The sequence below is a fragment of the Cedecea neteri NBRC 105707 = ATCC 33855 genome, from assembly GCF_001571265.1.
Classification (GTDB): Bacteria; Pseudomonadota; Gammaproteobacteria; order Enterobacterales; family Enterobacteriaceae; genus Cedecea; species Cedecea neteri.
The window spans coordinates 27022-47199 of record NZ_BCTL01000043.1 but is presented as its reverse complement, the minus strand read 5'-3'; the positions used below and the strand labels follow the sequence as shown (position 1 = coordinate 47199).

Here is a 20178-nt window from a genome sequence, read left to right as displayed (position 1 = left end):
CCTGGCGACAGGTCTGATACGGAGATACCAGTTAACCACTCAGTGCTCATGCGAATGCTTTAAAAAATGCCCGGCCATTTCAGGACCGGGTAGCAAAGGTGTTTTGTTTACTCGTGCTATTTTTATATGCCATTCGGTCACTTCACTGACCTGATAGCTGTTATCTGATGCCCAGGAAAGCTGCGGGTCTGATCCCCTGCCGTCAACGGTATCGCTTTTTAAAGTCCCGCTCGTCCGGACTATCGCACTGGTGGCTGCCCCTAATAATAACAGGTCTACACTCGCCTGCCGCACTGGGCTAGCGTTGAACCAGTTGCTTTACCTACTGAGCTAAGCCGGCTTTGTTTGGACCGCCACCGGGGCCTCGAACCTCGTACTACAACACCATGGTTGTCGCTCTTCCTGATGAGCTAGTGGCGGTTGGTGGTCCTTGTTGGATTTGAACCAACGACGAGCGATTATGAGTCGCGCGCTCCAACCGCTGAGCTAAAGGACCGAGTCACGAATCTTAGGGCAATTATTTACCCATGTAAACTATGCTGATATTTCCGAATATTACGAAGTAATTGAGAAGCAAACCACCACAAAAACGCCTCACTTCATGGTTAATGAATGCAGAGGTGCTCTGCACAGAGTGCACTACTACAGATTTTACAGATAATAAAAATCTCACCATTGATAGCAGAATTTCGATTTTTAAGTTATGTATTGTAGCAACCGCACTTAGCAGTGTTAAATTGGGTTTGGTAATTAACCCCCCCTTTCAGTTTAGGCGGAAGGATATATACTCATCAACATTCCCTGCCCGTTTTGATGTTGATATCAAAGCCTTGAATAAATCCCTCAGCGGCCAGGAGGCAAACAGAAACATGATTGTGTGATATGCCCACTTTCATTGCCATAGCGCGTAACGTCATATTTTCGATGTGGTGTCATTCCAGAAGCACACAGATATTCATCGTGCTTAATGAGAAAGATCATGATTCCAAAACAGTGCGAATCTGTTGAGAAAGCGTATCCAGCAGAGCAAATCGCCGGCGGTATTCCGCCCGCTTTTTACTGGAAATGGTGCTGATATCCTTACATGCAGGAATCTGTGGCAGAATATAATATCCTTCCTGACAACAGACAGCACCTATGCTTTTCCAGAAAGCATCATAATCGGCATGTACCATCGCTGACTGCTTTTTGTAACGAGCAAGGCTATAAACATGTGTATCACCTCCAACCGCCAGGATCTTTTCGATCTGCATACACTGTGCGAAATGACAAACAGCATCCAGTACCATGCGTTTGGGAAACACGCCAAAGCAGGCTTTGGTTGCATGCCGAATTACCTCATGCGGGGTAGTGCGGCAGCTTCCCTGCAAACCACCAATGAATAACGTCCTTTTCCCCTGATGTCGGCAAAGAGTGAAGGTAATTTTCGCCAGGATCCTGGCCTGATCGTCACGCATAACCATTGTACAATCCCCCTCTTTATCAAGATTCACCTCACTCTTCAGGCTGACAGAGAAACGAATATTATCTTTCCCCTCAAGCTCGGCCAGAGGTAAACCATCGTGGGACAACCAGCTTGATATCTGCCTGCGGGTAAGCTGGCTATACATGGTATTGTAGTGAAACTGCACGGCACGAAGTTTCTGCTTGCGCGTAAATTTGAGTGTCAGATAAGCGCGATTGAGGCGTACAGGCAAACGTGGCTGCATGGCCAGAAGTCTGTACATATAGGGACCATGTATGATTACATCCAGTAGTTGCCATGTGAACAACGGGGCCAGAATCCCTCGCCATAAGAACTTTAAACGATAATTACCCCGGTTCCACATTTCCCCAGGACGGTATTCACCCGTCACCAGACTTATAAAGAGATTCCAGACAGAAACAGGATATGCCCCACTCAACGCATGATCAGTCATGACTATCACCCACAGAAATAAGATATATGTTATTTGAACATATAAAGTATTAACACTTCTTAAATCAGATAAGAAAATTAAAAAAATGGGCGCTGACATCAATGCAAGATATAAAAATAAATATTAATCAAGGTTAAGACCAAAAAAATAAGATAATTCTTTAGGTCTTCTCAAAAAGATAACAACGATAAGGCTCTGTCGGAAATATCCCAGAAAATAGAAGTGTGCCTTATTATGGATACAATTAGGCTGTTAATGAATAAAGCTGCTTTCGGGCTGGGGTATCTCCTGCGTTTTCTATCAGTTTTTTAAGCATTCAGGACAACTCGATTCCCGAAAATGACGCTTTCGTATCTTCGAATGATTTAAACCCGAGCCCCGACTTCGTGATGAGTTTAATCTCCCGATCGTCTTGTTCTACGAGGTTATTCAGGTATTTTATCCGCCTCACCCCAATCAACAAAGGCTAGAGCCCACAGGCAGGCATCCGGTTAACTCATATTTTCTTAATTATTTCAGCAGGTAATATCAGAAACACCTTTACCTGACGAAGAGTGTTTAATAATGGAACAACGATAGTTCTTCAGCCAAAAAACAGCATGTCGCCAATTGGCAGGCCAGCGATCTTACCCGTCAGCAGGACTACAACTCAACGAGTTACATCAGGAACGTAAACATGCCATTGAGGGGATCTGCAACATGGTGGGATCTCCAAATCAACGTTATATAAAACTATCAGAAGTACCGCTATGTCTATAGTGAGGATACCGGGTCAGCTCTGCGCTTTCTCTATGCCGTAATGGCACCTAAACCTGATCCTGGGCACTCGCTACAGGGAAGATCTAAAATGCTTTCCCTCGACAACGGCCCGGCGGCCAAAAGCCAGGTTTTCCAGGACATCATGCTATCGCTGGGCGTGGACTGGTTGACTCATTTACCCGCAGGGAAAAATGGTGAACAGGTGACAGCTTGCCCGACAGGGAAGGTGGGGCATCCTTTTCGAATCGTCAAAGAAGCCCACGAAACGTTGTACCATTTCCACAAACAAGAAACCGAACAGTAGGTCAATGAGTGGCTGTTACGCTATCTGCTTCACTACAATGACCAGCCACACCGTTCACAGTCTCACCCACGTCTGGAAGACAGGCTGACCCGCTTCCCTCCGGGTAAGCATCCGGTGAACTCATATTGACAGATCCGATGGGAGCAGCCTCAGGTTTCCCCGGCAACCGTTCGTCAGGTGGTGAAGTACTGAGTGAGGTATTCCACGCGTGTGGCGCTGGAACTGAGTCAGGTAAACTATGGCGATGAAGCCTTGTGGGAAGCGGGCTTCCGCTATTTACGGACTCAGGCGCGCAAGTCCTTAGTGCGGATATCACAAGCTTTCTGTCAGACTCCTTCGCGCACGAAGACGAACCCCGGCAGCGGCAGCAACGCGTCCAGGTCCTCTTCCGGCCAGCCCGGTAACCGTTGCAGAACGTTCGTCAGCCAGGCATGTGGATCAAGACCGTTCATCTTCGCTGTTTCCAGTAGACTCATGATTTTCGCGGCACGCTCACCCGCTGCAACCGAACCGGCAAAGAGCCAGCTGGAGCGTCCCATCACCACAGATCTGATGGCCCTCTCACAGCGATTATTGTCCAGGGGTAACGCACCATCCTCCAGGAAGCGACTGAGGGTCACCCGGCGTTTTAGTGCATACGCGATCGCTTTACCCAGCGCGGAGCTATCCGGGCACGCATCTTTCTGCTGCTCCAGCCAGTGCCACAACTTGTCCAGCACGGGGCGGGCATAACGCTGTCGCCATTGACGGATCTTTTCCACCGGCCGGTGTCGGACCTTCTTTTCCAGCCGGTATAACCCGGCGATCTGTCTGACCGCCATCGCGGCGCGAGGATCCTTGCTCGCCTTATAAAGGTCGGCAAAGTTTCTACGGGCATGTGCCCGGCAACCTGTTAGCGCGATCCCTCTGTTTTGCCCGGCCAGGGTTTCATAGGCCGGATATCCGTCGACCACAAGATTTCCGGCCCAGTCCTTCAGGTATGCCGCCGGGTACACGCTACTCCTACCGGGCTGACTGTCGAAGCAGACGACAGCAGGGCCGCTTTTTTCACCGCTGACGTAAGCCCACAGGTAGCCGGCACGGGCTTTGCCGCCCTTTTTCGTATCCAGGATTTGCAGGGGCGTTTCATCGGCATGCAGCACATCGCATGTCAGCAGCATCCAATGCAGTGATTCCGCCAGTGGCCTCAGCGCCCCCCCCGCACGGCCGATCATATCGGCCATCGTGCTGACGGGCAGATGGATATCCGAGCGGGCCAGCACCGACTGCTGGCGGTACAGGGGCATATGGTCGCAGTGCTTGCTGATCACCACCTGGGCAATGAGTGACGCCTCTGCCACACCTTTCGGGATAATGTTTGCAGGCATATCACCGCTGACCACCCGCTGGCAGCAGATACAGCCATACTGCGGGCGAACGTACCGGTTAACCACGACGCGAGCCGGGATATATTCCAGTTTTTCGCTCACCTCATCGCGGATGTGACGCAGTTCGCCCTGGCAGTCAGGGCAGCTTTCGGTTGAGGCCGGTTCGATAGTTTTTGTGACACGCGGGAGATGAGCCGGGAGCGGTTTTCGTGCCGGACGTTCCGGGGCTGATTGTTCTTCGGCAGGGAGCAGCGTGTCCAGTTGCGCTTCAACTGCGGCGATATCCGCATCCATATCCTCTTCGAACAGGGAGCGTTGCATACCGGCCAGTGTTTCGCCCTTTTTACCGAACCGTTGCTGGCGGGCCAGTTTCAGTGCTTCTTCCAGGAGCTGTATACGTTGCAGGAGGCTGGCATTTTTCAGGCAAAGCTTTTCATTTTCTTCATTCTCAGCCATCACTTTTTGCACCATGGCAAGTGCCAGAGTGCGAAGTTCCTCGATGTCACTGGTGGTGGTGAGAACAGAGATATCCATGCGGGTAATTATACCGCACATGGTACGGATAATCATTATTGTTCATAAGGTTATGTTGGTTTTTGGTGCAGATTCAGCTGCGTCCCGGGAGATCCACGTTGTGAGGTCGTGGCCTTTTACCTGTTGCCAGTCAACGCCGCTGACAAGCCAGCTGAACTCATCAGGTGTGAGGGACCAGGCGGCCTCATTTGCCCGGGGCCAGCGGAAGTGACCCTTGTGCAGGCGGCGAACGCACAGCCAGACGCCGTGCTTATCCCAGCGCAGCACCTTGATGCGCGAACGGGCTTTATTGGTGAAGACGAAGGCAGCCCCTTCATGCCACGACGCATTGAGTTCATCCTGGACATACTGTGTCAGGGTGTCGATCCCCCGTCCCATATCAACGGGTTTTACAGCGAGAAAGACATTCTCAGGCGTCAGCATATTTGAGAGCCCTGAAGACATCGGTGAGTTGCGAAGGATGGCAGCACATGCGTATCCCGCCGGGGAGAAAGAGGGTTACAGGCTCATTTACTCCAGGTGAAAAAGGTTCTGCAGGCGGCGTAGCTTCAGTGATATGTACGGGCAGCACAGCGGGTTTGCTGGCGCGTCGTTCAGCCCTGGCGACATCCTGAGGCCATTCACGAAAGGATGTGAAGGGAATATCGTTGAGTTCACAATACTGATGACGGGTAAGACCGCTGGCCCGCCAGCTGGCGACATGTTGTTTTTTCTGCTCAATGAACCATCGTTGTTTCATCAGTAAACATCCTTCGTCAGTTAAAGATGCTGCTGATATTACCCGCTGAAATAATTAAGAAAATATGAGTTCACCGGATGCTTACGGTAGAGCAGGATCATCGGGGCATTAAGCGCATCACGAAATCCACGCTCGGATTTAAATCATTTGCATCTGCGGAAGCGACAATCGCGGGAGTTGAACTTCATCGGATGCTTAAAAAAGGACAGCTGGAAAACACAGGAGATACTCCAGCCTGGAAACAGTTCCTTTCGTTAGCAGCCTAATCATGTCCAGAATGAGGCACATTCCGATTTTTTAGAATATTTTCGACAAAGCCTGTTACCATCCTTTAATTTATAAAGCATTTACAACGTGGGGGGCCAATTGCCAATCATTACATGAAGCCTTTCCATTTCTTGAGCTAAAAGATAGTTTTCAGCAGGATGCCGGGATAATCCAAAATCAATTAAGTTAAATTGTCGGAGAGATTCATCAAAAAGAATGTTTGTTGATTTAAGATCGCCGTGATAAATATTCATATTGTGAATATTCTGAACCGTTGTAATTAACTGATTTCTGTCTTGTAAGGATAGCGTTGATTTATCATAAAATTGTAAACTCTCACCTGGAATTTTCCTCATCGTCATCGTCGTTCTGTTGATCATTTCAGCAGAGTCATTGCCATGCACCATTCTAAATATTCTAACTTCATCTTCCACACCAAACATAGCACCTATTCCCCGAAGCTCCTTACGAACATATCCATTTCCGATATCATAAACAATCCCGCCAGCCCCGACACCTAATACATTCTCGCCCACACTGCTATTACTGCTATTACGACGAAAAACCTTATTCAGCAGCACCATGCGGATGACTCACCAGCGCAGGGTGGCATGGTCAACGATGATGCCCCGGTCTGCCATTATCTCTTCCAGATTGCGCAGGCTCAGGGAATATGCCAGGTACCAGCGGACACACTGTGCGAGGATATCAATGGGATAATGCAGCCGTTTAAAGACTTTTCTGATGAGTGACACACAGAGCTCATTATGAATTTTCGCCATGATATTTTGGTCTGACTCCTTAATGCGACATAACCCCAGCGTCGTTCTGCTATGTTTGATTTTTTTCAATAAGCAATGAGTATTTTTACGAAAGATGAACGCTCGCTTTTGTTTGACATGTGATACGTTGAAATACTTGATGACGAGAAATATTCTTACGTCATTTAGGTATTATCTATAATGATTATTAATTGAGGTGACTTATGGAAAACTCCATTCAAATATTAGATGCTGCAATTTCAAAGCTCAGACTTATCCGAACCAGTGGTGAATGTTTTGACTGCGTGGTTAATATCTCAGGTAAAAATGAGAAAACAGAAAAAATAGAAAGTCATTTTGCTTCAGCATTTAGTATTTCTTCACAGGGACAATCTGAATTATTCAATCTTCTTTACACTGCATCTCAGGAGGGGAAAAAACTTGACTCTGTTTTACTCAGAGCAGAAGTGAGTTCTCCGGATGTCTGGGAGCTGGATGAGTTCGTTATTAAGGGGAAATAAGGGTCCTGTTGAGAGGGGGGTGCATGGATAGCCAAATCATTATCATCAAGGTCAGTCCATTCTGACATGCGTTAACAATGCCGCATAAACACAACGTCAGAAAGCGTCACCGCATTCCCAAAGCAAAACGCCCCTTCACCAACCGGCCTCAATATGAAGCCGGTCTTAAACAGCGCCATAGCCTTACTCTCTGGATTACACCCGGGACTATTGCACAATGGAAGGCGCTGTCCGCACCTTGCCATTCAGGGCTGCCTGATGCTGCGTACCACCTTCCGGATAACCAGGAGAGCGATAAATCTGCACTCTGGAAGTCTGCCATTCCTGGCTCTGGCTGCAGGCTGCTCAAATAAGAGAGCAATATCGGGGGAAACGTTTTTGCTTCTGCGCGATGGCCAGCCAGCGGGTGAAAAACAGATTTTCAGCCCAGGGCATGCCGGCCCCACCCTTCTGACGCGTCAGGTGAGAGAGCGCTGCGATGGCGCTCTCCGGTGACTCTGCGTCCATGCGTCACTTCTCAAGGCCCCTCTCTTCCAGTTTCTGTGCAATTGTCATAAAAATGTCCTCATGCTGCGGTGGCCGGCGGGTCAGCACCTGCAGGAATACTTCAGGTCTGGCTGTATCCCCTGTCTGCAGCATCCAGTTCATCAGGGCGACCAGATGCTCTGTCAGCCCGGTATGCGGATCAAAACCATTAATCTTCGCTGTGTTTCCAGCAGGCTTATGATTTTGGCTGCACGCTCACCCGCCACAATCCGACCTGCGAAGAGCCTGTTGGAGCGCCTGATAACCGCAGATCTGATGACCCTCTCGCAGAGATTATTGCCCAGCGCTGAGCTGTCCGGGCACCCGTTTTTCTGCAACTTCAGTCATTGCCACAGCCTGCCCGGCATAGGCCCCACATAACGCTGCCTTCACTGACGGATCTTTCCCACTGGCCAGTGTCAGATTTGAAAAAGCACAAAATTTTTAGATTTGCTTGTGGTCAGCTACAGGGCGATACTCATCCACGGGCAGCAGGTACCGGGCCGTTTTAGTTTACATGCGGTGGCTAAAGCGGCTTAAAAGCGGTCATTGAATCAATCTTCCCTGGACTCCAATCCGATTGAAAGTGAATGCTCGGTATCTGCTGACCTGCACAGCAAACTGCTTCTGTGCACTGTTAGCTCAGTTGGACAGAGCGTTGCCCTCCGGAGGCAAAGGTCGCTGGTTCAATTCCAGCACAGTGCACCAGGAGTGTGTAGACCTGTTTTTGTTGGGGACAGCTCTACCGGCTCGATAGTTCGGGTTCGAAAGACTAAAAAGATACGCAGATAGCGGGGAGCCAGACCCGGACCTTTACGGCCATTGTATAATGACTTTTACCTCAGCTTTCCACCACCAAGATTGAGCTGATGATACAGGTTAAATTCCTGCTGGATGATCCGGATAGCAGCTATGAGGTCTGCGATGAGACCGAATGACGTATAAAAATAGCATGAATAAGCAATTTCCTTTTGCGACCCGGCACAGAAACGGCCGGACCTTTTTAAGACATTCGCATGAGCACTGAGTGGTTAACTGATATCTCCGTATCAGACCTGTCGCCATGCAACAGTGCTCAGCCGAATGTCTACATGGCCGATTTTTATTCTCTGATGCAAATTGATGTGGCGTTTATGTAAAACCACCTACGCTTCATTTTCTAGAAAAATACGAGCGCGGTAATGATCTTGAAAAAATGCTGATAATTGCGATAAATTTCGGGGACTTTATTAGTAATTATATAATATAGCATTATTCACAGATGATTTTTCTTAGTGACTCGCATTTCTACGAAAAGGTGGCTGAGTAGGGTGAATAATTGCGCAAATGGTCGCTTATTCTGCTACTGATTCATAACCTGGCTGATGATGTACGAACGCATGTTGATGCAATTCTTCGCAGACCTGCCATTTTCCCGGGGGATAAGCCTTAAATGATTGAAAGCGTATTCATAATTTAAAACGTCCTGTACGGTCGTGTCAGTACTGCGCTTTCCAGTATTGATGCCTGCAGTCTTACATTTGAATTTTTTCGATAGCGAACACGAATTTATCCTCCCGGAATTGCTCTAATTCCGCATAAAGAATATGGTTATATTGTCGCAGTGAATCCCCCTGTGCGGCGGGGCAAAATGGTTAATAGCTCCATGTGAATTAGCAGTGCGAGTCCGGTCTGACCAGCCTAAGACTCACCGGGAGGCACCCGGCACTGTGGCTACCTTACTTAATGACTGGCTTGTCAAAATCTCAAGGCTCACTTAAGTGAGCCTTTTTTGTCTCTGTTGCCCCATTGGACAAAAAATACCTGTATGTAAGCATTTGGGAAGTCACTGAACGGTAAACGCCGTTAAGCAGTCAATTTAAATATTCATTAATTACACTTATTCATTGAACTCTCTCAGCCCTCTCACTGACGGATTCCGACACCGTAAAGGAAAAAATCCCTTGCATATTGAGGTACTACGCCAGAATCCCAGATTTTTCCGTCACTCCAGTTTCAGCCCCGTAACCAGCGCATCCAGGTCAATAATTTCATTGTTGATCTGGAAGGTGGAATGCCCGGTCAATACAATGTGCGGCCAGACCACCGGTGATATCTTGATCAACGCCTCAATTCCCTTTCATTACCTTCGGCTTCCAGTCGTTCCGGTATTCGCGGCAGGATCGCCGTGTTGTAATAAATGGGAGCATAAAAAAGCCAGGGCATCGATGTTTTACCATATGGCAGGTACCCCTGAAGCATCTGTCACCCGCAGGTCTGCGTGCGACTGCCCCAAGGATTTCTATGCTCTTTTACGTTTTTACCCGTTTCCGGGGCCGAATAACCGTGCCCCGCGCGTGCATCAGTGGGGGTCTGACCGGGCTACTTCTTAACAGGGTCGGTCAGACCAGCCGCTTTATTGATGACCATCTGCAGCACTGCCTGGTCAGTCATGCCTGGGATCACCGTGATCGTCTCTGCAGTAGCGCCGATGGCTGGCATCACCACCAGGCCCGGCGTACCGGTGAGCCCGATGTCCGTGGCCAGCTGCCCGGTGAGGGTCAGCTCAGCCTGCACGTCCCTGTCCTTCGCTATCGCCGACGGGGCGATCTTCATGGCCCCGGCCGCAGTGCGGATATCATTCTCCGTCAGCGCCCCCTCGTTATGCCCGGTGGCATACAGTTCATTATGGTACGCGAGGTACGCCTCTGATCCCTTCTGCTGCCAGATTTTCAGGCCTGTCTCTGCCGCCAGGCGGGAGGCAGGCCATCTGTCGCCGAAAATGGGCCACTCACGGAACACAAAGCGCACCTGCGGGTTGGCTTTCATCAGCTTCGTCAGATCCGGGGCCAGATGGCTGCAGTAAACACACTGGTAGTCGAAGAAGAGCGTCACCACCACCTTCGCATCCGCAGGACCGTAGGACGGCGCATGCGGGTCATGCAGCAGTTCAGACTGGTACGCCAGCGCCCCTTCCGTCATCGCCTTCACCGCCGCCGCTTCCTGACGGGCCTGCAAGGTCTCACTGACCTTTACCAACACCTCCGGGTGAGCAATCAGCCAGTCAGCCGCCACCGCTCCGATCCGGGCCTCTTGTTCCGGGCTGAACGGCGAGGCCGGTTTTGCCACCTCTGCGTGGGAAAAATGGCTGATTCCCTGGGCAACCACCCCACCCAGGACGCCGCTCAGCAGAATGGCTGCGGCAATGTTTGATTTTTTAAGCATGATGTTTCCTGTAAATAAATAATAATGTGATACCTCTGCCGGGAACCCCGGTGGCCCTGTGGGCCTTGATTATTCGCGGGGCAACAGGCGGGATGACACCGACTTGCACCACTGAAAATCCTTCGTCACCGCCTCAGGCTCGGCGATATCCTTTATTTTACGGGGACGCCCGCGCGGTACTTTTCTGTATTTCGCCTGTTTCACCGCCTGCGCATGATGCGCGGCGGCTTCCTCCGCCAACTGTCGTCTCCGGGCAGATGAGAGAACATGGCCCAGCGTTCTTTCCTCCTGCGTTATCAGCGCGTTCAGCAAAAAACTTTCGTACTCCGTCAGGCCTTCCGTCAGCTGGTGATACGTGTCTGTCATGACTTTCCCTCTCCCGTAATTTCCCGTGGCATGCTGCTGGCAGCGTGCCACTCTGGCTTCGGCGTACGCCCGCCCGCCTGCCCGCGGGGCCTGTTTCGCCACCCAGGACCAGACCCGGCGGCAGGCTTCTACCGTCCGGCCAGTTTTAGCCTCACCGCCACCAGGTCCCGCCCGCAGCGGCTGCTTATCTTCGCACCTACCGTCAAAAGAAAGTTCCGATTCAGTCTTCAAGTGATTTCTCCTTCACGATGTCCCGTTCAGCCTGGTTCATCCGGGCTGCGGACGGCGGGTCTGTCTCCGTCCCGCGCTCCTCCAGCTGCCGTTCAGCCTGTTTGTCCTGTGACAGGCGGGAGACCGAAGCTATATCCCGGTCCAGGCGCTGCTGCGCCGTCCTCTGCTCCCGTGAAAGGATGGCCGCCAGGGCTGCCACCTCGGTATCCTGGCCACCCATCTCATCCTTCAGCAGAGTAAACACCCTGTCCAACGTCGCCGGATCGGTCTTCTCCGTTTGCGGCATATTTTCTATCAGGAGGGCCGCCAGTTTCTCTGCCTCCCGCTTCGCCACCGCTTCCAGGTCCTGAAGCACCGGGATAACCGCCGTTTCGGGCGTGCTCGCCCTCACGGCCTGAGCTGACACTGCTGCCTCGTCGATAAGGTTATCCGCCCCGGTGAGCCGACTAAGGTTGTGCGGCAGGTCATCCCCTTCCAGACGCACAATCACCCCGCTGGCCGGATAGTCGCGGGCAAGTTCCAGCCCCGCAGGCAGGCTGTCGGCCACCCGCACCTCGCCGTTGCGGCTCTGCTGAATGCCGGCAAAGCGCGCATCCTCCCGACCGGTGACCCGGTGCGCCCCGGAGAACGCCTGTCCGCCGTGCTCATCCTGGGTGAGACTGAATATCACCATCCCCGCCCGGTTGCCGTTGGTGTCCCACAGCGCAAACCCCACGCCCGGCTCTGGCTGACGACGGGTGGCAGGGACAAACACGCCCTGCGATACCCCCTGCGCCAGCCCGTGGCTTTTCAGCAGGGCGCGCCCGGCCGCGACGCGGTCCAGCGGTTTTGCCCAGGACAGGATACCCTCCGCCGCCCGGGCGGCGTGGTCCTCGCTCTCCTTCAGGTAGTCATGCGCCGTCCCGTCGCCTTTGTGCTTCGCCAGTTCGGCCAGCCAGCCCTCCCGGTTGTCCGTCTATAGGTGGCGATGGCGACCACCACCTCCCCAATCAGCAGCCACTTCATCAGGGAGGAGTCCTGCCCGAAGGTGCCCTTCACCGCGTCATCCCCGACCTTGAGCAGGTCTTTGGTTGCCCCGGCAAACGCTGCATGCTGCAGCACCAGGAACAGCGCGCAGGCCAGCAGGGCCATCACCAGAACGTGCGCCACCTCCCGGCGGAACACCTTTTGTTTCACGGCGGAGAAAGCGCCGCGATGACTCAGTACCACTTCCATTATTGAATCCTTCTGAAACAGTGAGTTAAAACAACGTTGTTACAGCGGACCGGGTAACCTGCCCGCTGTAAAAATGGTGTCTCAGGGGCGCCGTAAACCGGCCTTACCCGACGGGCACCTCGCCCGATGCTGCTCTATCTGCACCAGGAGGTCCGCGATATCGCAACTGCGGGCGAGCGCATCCCGGCACAGACGCTGGTAGCGCAGCTTCAGCGCCGAGAGGGCAATCACCGGTTCACGCCAGTGTTTTATTTCCGGGGACATACGAACCTCCAGTGAAAATAAGCCGGGAGAGAAAGCCAAAATAAGAGAGAAGCCCCGCCGGGAAACAGGCATGCTACCGCCCCAGGGTGTCACACCTGTCGTGGGGCAGAGATGCCCCGACGGGGTTCGGGCAAAGGGAAGCCCGCCGCTTTTTCGGGAATAAAAAAGCGGGTAATGCAAAAACACGTTTTTGGGGACGGACTGCGACCGGCGTCAGCTTGTCGTGCCGACCGGGCTGAACACTACAGCGTCAGAATGTCTTGTGGATCACCAGTCAGCACAGGGATGGTCTTCAGGCTGTGGTAGAGTCGAAGTTGCGCCTCAGCAGTGCGGGTACGTCCGGCCTTCTTCGGGCCAGCGTCAGCAGATCGCTGGCGGGCCGCATCAGCAGAATGCGGGTACTCACCGGGTTATTGGCCGGGTGCTCTGGATCGTTGATGGGTGTGGTCATAAACATTTCTCCTGGTTAGGTGGAGAAATTCTTTCATAAAAAAACTCTTTTTTTACTTGGGCACCTGCCCAATGTGAATTTATACAGTGTTTTCTATCCCTTTAAATTAAAAGAAATTATGCCTTTTTCATAAATGAAGATATATTTTCTATTAATTATGTTTTTGATAAATATCAATTTCTAGATCGCGGCCATCACCATAAATATCTTGATTACTACAATATGGTGGGGAACATCCCCACCATATTGTTCCTATCCAAGAGGCAATAGTGTGGGCTCAGAAACAAACTGCTCAGGAATGATATTAAGCCAGCCATAGTGCCTGGAAAAGTGTAAGAGATCCTCTCTGTCAGAGAGATTAAGCTTCAGGTAGATACTACGAAGGCATTGCTCTATCGCCTGTTTGGATACTTTCATGTATTCAGCAATCCACCGGTTGGACCTGCCTGCGGCTGTTAGCCAGGCGACGACCCATTCCTTCCTTGTCAAAACAGACGCAGGTGACACCCCGGTGAATCTGCCGGAATCAATAATATTGAGGGGGGCCTTTTTTAGTTCCGGAATAACGACCGGCAACCAGTCAACAGATTGTTCGAGGGAGGAGAGCTCCGTAAGGAAAATCAGGGTACATTTATTCCCTTCAAGCAGAAGGGGAACCAGTCTGACGATGAATGACGTAACACCATTGATGTCATTGAAATATCCCCATGAGAAAAGAAGCGTCTCTTTCCCGGACGCCATCGTTCGTTTTTCAAATTCATGCATCAGACTGATGTTATGCGCTGGGGCAGCAAAAACTTCCAGATCGGTCATTCCGGCAACGGAAATCACTCGGGGTAAAAAACGGGCTGAAAACGCAAGACTGGTATCCATCAAATAATGATCTGCGGATTTTATGTACCATATCCCACTGAAATTTTTATAAAAATCATAAAAATCATGATGAAATCCTTGTGATCCGGCGGTGAGATCCATAGGATCGAGAGTAGCCATAACCATCCTCCTTAAACTGAGTGGTTTTTGGTTAGCTCGTATGATGGGGGTCCAGCCCATCATACGAGCGCAACATGATATTTTGAGGCAGCATTATTTCGTGCTGCCCGGTCACTTTATCACAGCGATAAGATACCGCCAGGGTTATTTCTGTCCGTTGAATACTCATGTATTCCCCCCAGAATCATGCAGGTGCAGCGTTTATTTACTGCAGGCCTTGAATCGTTTATAGGCGTTGAATAACCGTGCCCGGTAACCTTATTGAATAAGAGCCTGTACCAGGATCAGGTTATAAAAGCCTTTCCTGTAACAAACTGAAATAACTTCATTGTAATTTCGTACACCGAAAGCGATTATTAGTTCGCGCAGACAGCGATTGATCTCTCGGCCATGCAGGCCGGTCATTTCAGTCACACCGGAACGTGAAAATCCTTTCAGAAAGAAAAAGAGCACTCTCGCCTGCTCATCACTCAGGTGGTAGCCAGGATAATATGCCGTCGGCATCATCATTTTCTCTACCACCACGTCATCACGGATAAGCTCACACATTTCTTTGTAATTCATGTCCTGCTCTCTGCATTACTTCCCGTTCAGCCGGGAAAGGATTATTTAAAAAAAAGACATGCTACCGCCCCAGGGTGTCACACCTGTCGTGGTCCGCTGTGGGACCGACGTTTTTGGCAAAAGGAAACCCGCCGGATTTTTCGGTAAAGAAAAATTCAGGTAACACAAAATATATTTTCAGCACCAAATTCATCGTGATGATGAATATTTTTGCATCTCTTTGAAATTAAGACTTATCGCTATTTTTCTCTCCGCTCTCAAAAGAGGGCGAAATATACCCCTTAATTTCCCGTCAAGTAAATTGATCTACATCAATAAACTACACTGAGTGTACTGGACAACAATTTTTAAATGTGATTGGCGAAAAAAGTGTAGCCAGGTACACTTTTGGAAATGAGGTCGGACCAGATGAAAGAAAACACCCACCCTGCTATCGAAGCACTCAGGGAAGAAATCCATCATCAGGGACTGACATATGAAGACATTGCGCGACAAGCACCAATGTCCCTTAACCACCTTAAAAACCTGATGAGTGGCCGCACCCGACTGCGTGTTGAAGACAGGGATGCTATCTGCCGGGCGATGAACGTCGATCCACAGGATATCTTCCTGCAACGAAAGGACTATATAGAAAACCTCTACTTCATTGATATCCGACACCTTCCGCCAGATTTGCAGGATGCCATCAGGATGATCATCGGCGACCTCACGCTGCATGCCAGACTGCTGGAGATGCATACGAAAAGGCGAAAGCGGCGCGCTATAAAGAAGTAATTTCCGGATACAGATGAGGGAAGCATGCCAGTGGAGGTGACTTTCTGCACGCTGGCACGCTCTGCCATTCTGGCGGCGACCAGCCGCGGAGGTCAGTTTCTCCAGGTAAATGACCTGCTTTTTCGGTAAGAAACCAACGAAATCAGAGGACAGAGAAGAAGCCATTCATTTACCCGCCCATGACCGGGTCATTGCCCGATCCATAGCAAAACAGTAAAGTATACTACTCCATACCCTTATGACCTTTTAATGCTGATTAAAGGGCCATAAGACGCCTACATCCATCCCATTTAATCACGACAAATGAGCATTTAAATGCACCATTCTGTATATTATACTATATAGAGAAATACTATAATGCAAGAGAAGCACAATCTGATACCTCGCGATGAGGGTATGTCATTGAATAACATCGGTAAAAACCTTACCCACTTAATGCAACTGAAGGGGATCGACTCACAACAACTCAGTGACCGGATCGGGGTCGGCATCGCGACGATTAAAAATTTAAGAAGAGGCGTGGGCAACCCAACGATTTCAACCCTGCTGTCTATTGCAGATTTTTTCAATGTCAGCATCGGCGCACTAACCGATCAACTGCTGGATGGCGATAAAACCATCAGCGCTAACAACGCCCGGGTTCTGCCACTGATAAAGTTTAATGAAACAGAAGCGTTCCTGGAAAAGAAGGTACTGCACACTGACACTTACACAACCGAAGTAGATAATGAGGAGGATGATTCTCTCTTTGTCGTTGAAATAACCAGCAGGGTCCTCCAGCCAGAACTGGACAGAGGAACCCTCTGTGTTATATCCAGAACGGAAGAATATTATGACGGAGACATCGTTCTTCTGAAGATCAAGGACTATCCACTCTGTTTTCGCCGTATCTTCATCGGGAATGATGGATATCAATTTTGTAATATCTCCATGGGAACCGAAATGGATATGAAACAATATACTGATTTTAAGATAATCGGCGTGATGTTAAAAAAAATAAACAGGTTGAGATAAATGAAAATACTTTCAACCCTGAAGAGGTTGATTATTGATCTGTATACACCTGCATACAGCTATACTCTTGAAAGAAATAATCAGGGCGCAGAAAAGGATGTCTGGATTTTCAAAGAGTACGGGACACACTCTTTTGTAAAAAAGAGCTGGAAGCAACTCCAGGAAAGCAATTTTCTTCAGCAGGTCAATCCTAAAGACATTGCCTATATAGCAGAAGCCGAGGCAGAAAAAAAACTTGAAGAATCAAAGATGTATATAACTGAGGAGAAACGAAACAGAGTATGGGTGCTAAAAAGCTCCCAGGAAAAGCTGTCTGTCACGGGTGATGAATTTATCAATAATCCTGAACTCATTGATAAAACAGAGAGCGCTGATGCTACCCGGATAGCTTTTCATACCGGATTAAAAAAGGGGCTGCTCATTTCAGCGACTCTGCATACAGGTCAACCGGAAAAACCCCAAACAAAAGGAGGCGGAAGACTGACAATCGTTAAATGATAAAGGTTTTAATAACGGGCCTGTCGGCCAGTGATATGACAGAGAATCCGCTATTCTCAACAATTTTCACACTTGTTGCCCCGTTTTCCCACTGATGACAGACTGCAGGGGAAACCGATAATAAAATGTCTCCCGTTTTGCGTTGAAAAAGTGTATGCGCATGGCCGGAACCAATAAACCTGACGCCGTTTCTTCGACAAACGCTCAAAAGTTCGTGACCATTTAACAGCAAACACTCATCAACCAAAGGCGTACCAACGGGTAGCAGGTGATGATGCAAAAAAACAGCCGTCTTTCTGTCTGAATCACTCAGCTGACTTTCAAGTTGATTGAGTTCCTGAGGTGAAATAAGGCCATAGTCGTCCCCCTTCACTACGCTGTTAACGAACAAAATGCGCCATTGGCTGTCGGAAAGCTGGAAAGCATCAACATTATTGATGCCCCCGTGTTGTTGATGTGCCAGTAAGACATGTTCAGCACTATCATGGTTTCCCAAAAGATAAGCATAAGGAATATCGAGCAATTCCATTTTGCTAAAAAAATAGCGATACGACTCAACACTGCCATCATGGCTGATATCGCCGCTGACGACAATCCCGTCAACATTTAGCAGATCGCGATGCGATATGATGTATGAAACAACCGAGTCAAAAGACGCCCGGTTTTTAATCGCCGCAGCAGATGAGGTATCAGAAAAAAGATGAATATCTGTGAGCTGTAAAATACGCATATCAACCTTCCTTTGTTTTTCTCAGCCATAAAATGGGATTATACGATTCACCCCAGTCAAAATGATCTGTTTTTTCTATGCGTTTAACAAACGCAGCGAGTATGATAGCCAGCGGTAAAAGCACAATAGAAATGATAACCTTGTAACTCCATGTTGTAAGGATAATATTTATTAGCTCATAAAATTTATATTTACCTGATAAGCTTATCGGATACGCAGTCAGCAGCAACGCCCCTTGAGTAATAACAGCACCCAATGTGTATCTGATGAAAAACAGTTTCCCCGAAAACAGCATTTTCATTTTTGAGATAAAAATACCGTTAATAAAATATGATACTGGCACAGAGATCCAGGTACCGATCATCACACGCCAGAAATCATGATACATGAGATAATATCGCCGGGAAATTTCATTATAATCCATCTGAATAATTGATGACAGATTGAGAGCAACAACGTAAAACGTCTGACATATAACCATGATCCATATAGAACGCACTGATAATTTATAGCCATACACCTCGGTCAATATCGTAGATATTAAGAAGCATAACGAAAAAATGACACCACTTGCCGTGATCTTAAGGTCATACACAGAGTACACCTTATAAACAAGTGTGTCGCAGGTTATCATTATTGTAACAAGCAACCCGACAAAAAAACCATAGAGTTTAAAATCATTATTCATGTCAGCACCCAACCAATAAACGAACTCCAGAAATCTGGTACGTTGCTATGAGGTCATTCACTTCGCACCAACCAGAGCAGATACATCCTCCTTTTATGCAGGGGGTGCATGTTATGTCTGTGTGCTAAAGCGAAAGCGTATACCCTCAATAAAATGCAGGTCGGGAAAATTTATTGCAAGAATTAGGGTTATTAACGACTGTTATTTAAGAGAATTCTTCTGTGCAAACTTTAATTTCAAAGAATACACTTTAAAATCTTGTTGTTAAAAAAATCATCAGCCTTCAGCATCAAAAATCCGATCCAATTGCTCAGCTGAGTTTCGCCGTATTTCAGCCCTGATAGATTCAAACTGATATTCCCCACGGGATTTCACCTCATCAATTTCGCCAACCATACGGAGGAGCATCGTCGATGCATAGCTGGTTTTCAGCATATAATCCATCAGTATCCGGTTAAAATCAGCCTGCCCTGCGTCGTTATCGGTTCTGTTTTCTTCGCCCTCAGCTTCTCTTTTCTTTTGAGCCGAATAAACACGAAGGCCAAGATCAAGAAGCATCCCGCACACCGATGAAATATTTGCCTGGCTGACATCAGCTCCGTCATTTCTTTTTTCGTCCACTATCTGACGAACCCGCTCATAATTATTTTTATCAATGTAGACCTGTGCTCTTGGCATGCTCTCAGCTCTCTTATCTGCGCTATTTCAACGTCCGTTTACCGGTTAAAAAATGGTCTAACTCTGACACCAAAATCAGACTCTATGTCACAATTTAGCATAGAGTCTGATTTAGAGTCTAGTTACAAAACACACAATAAATTAGAGTCTAAATCAGACTATGCAATAGAGTCTGATTCAGACTCTAGTCATTATAATTATATGTTTTTATTGCGATAGTCTGATTAGAGTCGCCAGAAGACTCTAACCAGACTCTGTTGAGGACTCCAATTAGAGTCTGATTTATTGCAAAATGCGTTAAGTGAACACTAATGCTTCAATATAACTTATTGTTTTAAAAGCATCTTGCAGGATTTTCAAATCCTGCGTCAGGTGTGGTAATTATCAGATCAATGAGCTGGGTCTTAAAATACCATCGTCACCTGTCTCGTTTGTGCCAGAATAATGGCGGGAATATGCCCTATCTGTATGACTTTAGTCCCTAAAATTATTAATAAAGTTAGCTGCTCATTCGCAATTGCCATTCAGCATATAAACACTAAAGCTTATCTGAAGACCCACGAAATGATATCTCGAATAATCTGATATTTCTCATTCATGTTTATATCAATGCGTTGTTAGGGAATCATTCATCCCCCGTTGTGACAAGCGTATTATCTGCCAAACTAATAATGTCGATATGTGGCCATATTTTACAATGATGCAATAACCTGCATTTCCGCATGAAGCCGATCCCATCATAGAGGATACATAGAGATTGGAAGGTATTTTTGGGTGTTTTGGCTCAGTCCTGACAACGGTGACCCTGCGGA

The 20178-nt window shown here is 48.6% G+C and carries 23 protein-coding genes, 2 tRNA genes and 3 pseudogenes; 8 read left to right on the top strand and 20 right to left on the bottom strand.

Going from position 1 to position 20178, the window contains the following annotated elements; genetic code table 11:
* Nucleotides 1-421: 421 nt before the first annotated feature.
* Together CNE01S_RS18170 and CNE01S_RS18165 are read right to left on the bottom strand one after the other, a co-directional pair.
* A tRNA-Ile gene (locus CNE01S_RS18170) sits at nt 422-496 on the bottom strand.
* A 481-nt stretch (nt 497-977) separates the two neighbouring features.
* Nucleotides 978-1919: a VirK/YbjX family protein gene (locus CNE01S_RS18165; RefSeq protein ID WP_061277653.1), complete on the bottom strand. Its 942-nt coding sequence runs from the start codon at nt 1917-1919 to the stop codon at nt 978-980.
* A gap of 733 nt (nt 1920-2652) precedes the next feature.
* On the opposite strand from CNE01S_RS18165, the pseudogene CNE01S_RS25830 reads away from it, so the two are divergent.
* Nucleotides 2653-3069, top strand: a pseudogene (locus CNE01S_RS25830) (IS481 family transposase); the annotation flags it as partial.
* 239 nt (nt 3070-3308) lie between these two features.
* Here CNE01S_RS25830 and tnpC read toward each other — a convergent pair.
* From tnpC to tnpA, 3 genes are read right to left on the bottom strand one after another with little or no spacing between them, the layout of a single operon-like run.
* Nucleotides 3309-4883, bottom strand: a complete 1575-nt coding sequence (gene tnpC, locus CNE01S_RS18155; RefSeq protein ID WP_061277666.1) for an IS66 family transposase — start codon at nt 4881-4883, stop codon at nt 3309-3311.
* Between the two features lie 42 nt (nt 4884-4925).
* Entirely contained in the window at nt 4926-5306 is a 381-nt protein-coding gene (gene tnpB, locus CNE01S_RS18150) for an IS66 family insertion sequence element accessory protein TnpB (protein WP_061277651.1), read from the bottom strand.
* Nucleotides 5293-5625 carry an IS66 family insertion sequence element accessory protein TnpA gene (gene tnpA / locus CNE01S_RS24645; RefSeq protein WP_072279177.1) on the bottom strand — a complete coding sequence of 111 codons (333 nt, stop codon included), beginning with the start codon at nt 5623-5625 and terminating at the stop codon, nt 5293-5295. The genes tnpB and tnpA overlap by 14 nt, the downstream gene beginning before the upstream one ends.
* A 74-nt stretch (nt 5626-5699) precedes the next feature.
* On the opposite strand from tnpA, the gene CNE01S_RS18140 reads away from it, so the two are divergent.
* Nucleotides 5700-5888, top strand: a complete 189-nt coding sequence (locus tag CNE01S_RS18140) for a DDE-type integrase/transposase/recombinase (protein WP_061277649.1) — start codon at nt 5700-5702, stop codon at nt 5886-5888.
* Between the two features lie 81 nt (nt 5889-5969).
* Here CNE01S_RS18140 and CNE01S_RS25375 read toward each other — a convergent pair whose 3' ends face one another.
* A complete protein-coding gene (locus tag CNE01S_RS25375; protein WP_061277648.1) occupies nt 5970-6473 on the bottom strand; it encodes a protein kinase domain-containing protein in 504 nt (167 codons plus the stop codon).
* Between the two features lie 12 nt (nt 6474-6485).
* Nucleotides 6486-6644 (bottom strand): annotated as a pseudogene (locus CNE01S_RS25055) (IS6 family transposase); the annotation flags it as partial.
* Nucleotides 6645-6874: 230 nt separating this feature from the next.
* Between CNE01S_RS25055 and CNE01S_RS18125 the strand changes: the two are divergent.
* Nucleotides 6875-7171, top strand: coding sequence for a hypothetical protein (locus CNE01S_RS18125; RefSeq protein WP_061277647.1), 297 nt, complete (start codon nt 6875-6877; stop codon nt 7169-7171).
* 77 nt (nt 7172-7248) lie between these two features.
* Nucleotides 7249-7398 (top strand): annotated as a pseudogene (locus tag CNE01S_RS25825) (IS5/IS1182 family transposase); the annotation flags it as partial.
* A 118-nt stretch (nt 7399-7516) separates the two neighbouring features.
* Here the strand turns inward: CNE01S_RS25825 and CNE01S_RS25370 are convergent.
* Both CNE01S_RS25370 and CNE01S_RS25500 read right to left on the bottom strand, forming a co-directional pair.
* Complete coding sequence (locus CNE01S_RS25370) at nt 7517-7678, bottom strand: DUF2913 family protein (protein WP_138089321.1); 162 nt, start codon at nt 7676-7678, stop codon at nt 7517-7519.
* 3 nt (nt 7679-7681) lie between these two features.
* A complete protein-coding gene (locus CNE01S_RS25500; RefSeq protein WP_245874532.1) occupies nt 7682-7819 on the bottom strand; it encodes a hypothetical protein in 138 nt (45 codons plus the stop codon).
* Nucleotides 7820-8327: 508 nt separating this feature from the next.
* Here CNE01S_RS25500 and CNE01S_RS18120 point away from each other — a divergent pair.
* Nucleotides 8328-8404: transfer RNA gene (locus tag CNE01S_RS18120), tRNA-Arg, on the top strand.
* 1653 nt (nt 8405-10057) lie between these two features.
* On the opposite strand, the gene CNE01S_RS18110 is transcribed toward CNE01S_RS18120, so the two are convergent.
* The 8 genes from CNE01S_RS18110 to CNE01S_RS18080 form a co-directional block, all read right to left on the bottom strand.
* Nucleotides 10058-10900: a DsbA family protein gene (locus tag CNE01S_RS18110; protein ID WP_061277645.1), complete on the bottom strand. Its 843-nt coding sequence runs from the start codon at nt 10898-10900 to the stop codon at nt 10058-10060.
* Nucleotides 10901-10969: 69 nt separating this feature from the next.
* Nucleotides 10970-11497, bottom strand: coding sequence for a hypothetical protein (locus CNE01S_RS18105; protein ID WP_061277644.1), 528 nt, complete (start codon nt 11495-11497; stop codon nt 10970-10972).
* Nucleotides 11487-12338, bottom strand: coding sequence for a conjugative transfer relaxase/helicase TraI domain-containing protein (locus tag CNE01S_RS18100; RefSeq protein WP_369406092.1), 852 nt, complete (start codon nt 12336-12338; stop codon nt 11487-11489). Before CNE01S_RS18100 ends, CNE01S_RS18105 begins: the two co-directional genes overlap by 11 nt.
* Before the next feature lie 41 nt (nt 12339-12379).
* Complete coding sequence (locus CNE01S_RS18095) at nt 12380-12706, bottom strand: type IV conjugative transfer system pilin TraA (protein WP_169799421.1); 327 nt, start codon at nt 12704-12706, stop codon at nt 12380-12382.
* Nucleotides 12707-12793: 87 nt separating this feature from the next.
* A complete protein-coding gene (locus CNE01S_RS18090; RefSeq protein ID WP_255212429.1) occupies nt 12794-13048 on the bottom strand; it encodes a hypothetical protein in 255 nt (84 codons plus the stop codon).
* A gap of 220 nt (nt 13049-13268) precedes the next feature.
* Nucleotides 13269-13427 (bottom strand): hypothetical protein, encoded by a 159-nt coding sequence (locus CNE01S_RS25365; protein ID WP_156479838.1) that lies wholly within the window; start codon nt 13425-13427, stop codon nt 13269-13271.
* 252 nt (nt 13428-13679) lie between these two features.
* Nucleotides 13680-14420, bottom strand: a complete 741-nt coding sequence (locus CNE01S_RS18085; protein WP_061277640.1) for a helix-turn-helix transcriptional regulator — start codon at nt 14418-14420, stop codon at nt 13680-13682.
* Nucleotides 14421-14678: 258 nt separating this feature from the next.
* Nucleotides 14679-14984, bottom strand: a complete 306-nt coding sequence (locus CNE01S_RS18080) for a hypothetical protein (RefSeq protein ID WP_061277639.1) — start codon at nt 14982-14984, stop codon at nt 14679-14681.
* A 408-nt stretch (nt 14985-15392) separates the two neighbouring features.
* On the opposite strand from CNE01S_RS18080, the gene CNE01S_RS18075 reads away from it, so the two are divergent.
* The 3 genes from CNE01S_RS18075 (at nt 15393) to CNE01S_RS18065 (ending at nt 17270) form a co-directional block, all read left to right on the top strand.
* Nucleotides 15393-15758 carry a helix-turn-helix domain-containing protein gene (locus CNE01S_RS18075; RefSeq protein ID WP_169799420.1) on the top strand — a complete coding sequence of 122 codons (366 nt, stop codon included), beginning with the start codon at nt 15393-15395 and terminating at the stop codon, nt 15756-15758.
* Between the two features lie 357 nt (nt 15759-16115).
* Nucleotides 16116-16772 (top strand): helix-turn-helix domain-containing protein, encoded by a 657-nt coding sequence (locus CNE01S_RS18070; RefSeq protein WP_061277637.1) that lies wholly within the window; start codon nt 16116-16118, stop codon nt 16770-16772.
* A complete protein-coding gene (locus CNE01S_RS18065) occupies nt 16773-17270 on the top strand; it encodes a hypothetical protein (protein ID WP_061277636.1) in 498 nt (165 codons plus the stop codon). It begins immediately after the preceding gene.
* On the opposite strand, the gene CNE01S_RS18060 is transcribed toward CNE01S_RS18065, so the two are convergent.
* From CNE01S_RS18060 to CNE01S_RS18050, 3 genes are all read right to left on the bottom strand, one after another.
* Nucleotides 17263-18000, bottom strand: a complete 738-nt coding sequence (locus CNE01S_RS18060; RefSeq protein ID WP_061277635.1) for a metallophosphoesterase — start codon at nt 17998-18000, stop codon at nt 17263-17265. The genes CNE01S_RS18065 and CNE01S_RS18060 overlap by 8 nt on opposite strands.
* A 1-nt stretch (nt 18001) precedes the next feature.
* Nucleotides 18002-18595, bottom strand: coding sequence for a VUT family protein (locus CNE01S_RS18055; RefSeq protein ID WP_245874535.1), 594 nt, complete (start codon nt 18593-18595; stop codon nt 18002-18004).
* 369 nt (nt 18596-18964) lie between these two features.
* Nucleotides 18965-19366 carry a relaxosome protein TraM gene (locus tag CNE01S_RS18050; RefSeq protein ID WP_061277633.1) on the bottom strand — a complete coding sequence of 134 codons (402 nt, stop codon included), beginning with the start codon at nt 19364-19366 and terminating at the stop codon, nt 18965-18967.
* Nucleotides 19367-20178: the final 812 nt, after the last annotated feature.